General features: G+C 54.7%; 3 protein-coding genes. All 3 read right to left on the bottom strand.

The features are described from left to right. Positions 1–143 precede the first annotated feature (143 nt). Positions 144–866, bottom strand: coding sequence for a DUF2786 domain-containing protein (locus AC4PR2_RS28075; protein ID WP_492175936.1), 723 nt, complete (start codon positions 864–866; stop codon positions 144–146). Beyond that, positions 866–2602 (bottom strand): ParB family protein, encoded by a 1737-nt coding sequence (locus AC4PR2_RS28070; RefSeq protein WP_492175935.1) that lies wholly within the window; start codon positions 2600–2602, stop codon positions 866–868. The genes AC4PR2_RS28075 and AC4PR2_RS28070 overlap by 1 nt, the downstream gene beginning before the upstream one ends. A gap of 2 nt (positions 2603–2604) precedes the next feature. Then, on the bottom strand, positions 2605–3387 hold a 783-nt coding region (locus AC4PR2_RS28065), incomplete at its 5' end, for a DnaB-like helicase C-terminal domain-containing protein (RefSeq protein WP_492175934.1).

The following is a 3387-nucleotide window of genomic DNA, read 5'->3' as shown; positions in this document are numbered from 1 at the left end:
GGAAACGAACAGGAATGGCAACGCTGAAATGAAGTTTTTGCCCTTGTCCTTAAACCACGTTCTGGGATCAGGAACGTTGCCCATACCGAGAAGCAGGAACCAAAAAGCGAAGGCCTGCATTGTGAGAAGGTATAAATAAGGGTTCATGAATTGCGTCCTCCCTGATAACCAATGCCAGTGGTCACAGCCCCCTGAACACCCTGGTGTAAACGGGCGTTCTGGCCGGCTTCGAATCCACGTAAACGGGCAATATCATCACCGCGGCAGGTTTTCGGGGCGCGCGTTTGCAGCTCACCCATCTTTTGGCTTTCCAGCCAGGCCCCCATCAGCTCGCATTCCTGTTCTGTCACGGTAAACGTCGTGATGACTCTCCGGACGCCGGCAACCCAGCCGGCACGAAACTGCTCAGCCCGGGCACGCCGCGTGCTCATTTTCAGGCGCTTATTCTGGGTTTTCAGGTAGTCTGCAGTAGCCTCTTTCAACTGCCGGCTCAGCACATCGAACGCATAAGCCGCAACGGCCGGCCGCTTACTAAAACCGTAGAACGTCACGTTGCGGCGCGGGCCAGACGCGGTATCCCGCCAGGAAAAATACAAACGGCATCCAAAGGCACGGGCAATCACCCACGCCAGGCCGGACATCCATTCAGGCAGTTTTTGTTTCGCTTCGGAAGGTGCTCCCCGGCTCGGTGCCGTCTGAATAGATGACAGGCTGGCGTCCAGCTCGCTGATACCGTATTTCTCCATCAGTTTTTGCGCCCGGGCTAACGCCAGTCCAGCCTCATGCGCATTACTGTTGCTGCGGGCCAGCTCAAGCAGTTTGCGCACCAGTTTCACCAGGCGCACCTGTCGTTGTGAATGGCTCATCAGGCTGTCTCCTCTGTTGCAGATAAGTCACGCTGCAGTTCACGCAGACGGCGTAAGACGCGAATAAGGCGCATCAATTTCACGGCATGAATATCGTCAAGCAAAGGCCAGTCAGCCGCATTTTCCGACCCGATGAGGGCTTCATTGAGCGAGCTGGATGAGGCGCCGTCCGGGTTGTTGCCGGCAAGGGTCAGGAGTAACGCGGTGAAGCGAGAGGGACGTTCGGCAGTCAATGCGTAGCCGGCAGCCTGCAAGTCGGCTTTATCAGCTTTGATTTCAGCCTCGCAGCCCGCCACTTCGGCCAGCTCGAATGCTAACCGGAAGGTGATCACCTGCAAGTGTTCAATATCGTCCTGCAGGGCAGAAATAGCCCAGATGGAGGAGACCGGCTCAAGTCCTACCTCAGCGAAGGGCACCTCTGCAACAGGGGCTGCAGGCTGTGTTTCGGTATTGTTGTGAGGGGCGGTCGACTCATGAGCGCCTGGCAGAGGGGCTTCATTGACGGTGGTATGTTCACCGCCTAAAACCGTTTCAACGTCACCCGACAACACAGAAGGCGCACCGTATAAATCTGGCTGAGTTTCAACACGGCGTTCAGTTTGAGTTGCAGGCGTTTCCTCTTCCTGAGCGTTCTGTGATTTATCATCGGCATCCCCTGTTGATTCATGCAACGCGCTGTCCAGCACCAAAGAAGAGCTTTCTCCCTGTACTTCAGGTATCGTCGGTCCGCCGATATTTCCCTGCTGCAGTGCTGGCGCCAGTTCGACAGTATTGCCTTCGCCTGACAGCTCAGGCGTTAATGTCGGCTCAGGCTCACCGAGGTGCTTGCGCCGGTTTTGCTCTTTGGGATCGAGCTCCAGTAACCAGCGGTCATAATTGAGCAACGGGTGTGGCAACGCGTTGATGAGCGCACCAATCAACTCATCACGGAACATATCCAGCGAATAGTCCTCGGGCGAATCAAAATGGCTGCATACATCACCGAAAACGGTATCAAATGGCTGCTTTGGTTCTTGGGTAATACAGTGCTTCTGCCAGGTGGTTTCAGCATGAGATCGCATAGCCAGCAACTGCAGAATTTGTGGACGCCCCAGGCCTGTCTCCAATAAGTGAGGCATATAGGGATACAGGTACTGCACCGCATCCTCCATCCTACTGATACTGGAATTATGGACGGGGTAACCTTGTGCGGTAAGAAGTGTCGAGAGTTCACGCAGTGAGACGGCTTTCCCCAACTCCGCTTCATATAAAGCCCGGGCCTGTCGAATGCCAAACGCTTTCTCGATAAACGTCAGATCTCCACGCACTTCATTTTCAGCCAAATGACCAATGACACAGGACAGCCGACCTGGCCAGGGTTTGAACACACAAGAGAAGCGATAAAACCGTTCTTCTCCCGTTTCCTGCCAGAGCTCGGAAAGAATGGCATAACGCGTATTCCCCCCATCACTGAAGAAATATCCCAGCTCAGGACGCTCTGGATCACGAGTTACTTTTGGCACAGTGTCCAAACCGCGTGCCCGAATTGACGCTTTAATATCATCATATTTGGGGTTGCGGGTGGTGCGCGGGTTATCCGGATTCGGGTTCACTTCATCCAGGGTCAATACCAACGGCATTTCACTGACGGGGGTTTCCGCCAGCACAGGGGCTAAAGGTTGCGTGCCTGCTGCAGTCTTGCCCTGTTGGAGCAAGGCACTGTTCAGATCGAGGATCTTGGTTTTAGGACGCGCCATGATTACGCCCTCCCCGAGTATTGGCCATACTGACCATCATGGAGGTCACTGAACGCGGTGAATTGCCCTTCAAACTTGACGCGAACGGTACCCGTTGCGCCCTGCCGCTGTTTACCAATGATAATTTCTGCCGTGCCGGCATCCTCTGAGTCGGCGTAATAGACCTCATCCCGGTAGATGAAGGCGATCACATCGGCATCCTGCTCCAGCGCACCGGAGTCTCGCAGGTCACCATTAAAGGGGCGTTTGTCAGCACGGCTTTCCAACTGACGGTTCAGCTGAGATAGCGCCACAACGGGACAATCAAGTTCTTTGGCCAGCGCTTTCAGACTGCGGGAAATTTCTGAAATTTCCTGGGTGCGATTTTCCTGTCCAGGGCAACGCATCAGCTGCAGGTAATCGACCATGATTAAACCCGGATTACCATACAACCGGGTATAGCGCCGTGCCCTGGAACGCAGCAGTGCGGGGGTCAAATACGATTCATCGTCAATAATCAGGCGGTTTTCCAATGGCAACAACCGTTCCATCGCTTTGGAAATACGCGCCCAGTCTTCATCATCCAATTGGCCGCTGCGCAGCCTTGAAAGTTCAACCCGCCCGTCAACAGCAATCAGGCGTTGGAGCAACTGCTCGCGCGGCATTTCCAGGCTAAAGAAGAATGCAGGTTTCTCCGTGCCTCGAAGTGCGCCGGTGTAGACGCTCAACGCAAAGGCGGTTTTACCCATCGATGGCCGTGCCGCAACCAAAACCAAATCCCCCGGTTGCAAACCACACGTCATCAC

The sequence above is a fragment of the Serratia sp. A07 genome (genome assembly GCF_058725505.1).
Note: the sequence above shows the minus strand (reverse complement) of the source record. Positions and strands in the feature narration are given on the sequence as shown.

What these genes read in the sequence shown, in the direction of transcription:
- AC4PR2_RS28070 (WP_492175935.1), bottom strand. Translation starts at nt 2,602, where the DNA reads ATGGCGCGTCCTAAAACCAAGATCCTCGATCTGAACAGTGCCTTGCTC.
- AC4PR2_RS28075 (WP_492175936.1), bottom strand. Translation starts at nt 866, where the DNA reads ATGAGCCATTCACAACGACAGGTGCGCCTGGTGAAACTGGTGCGCAAA.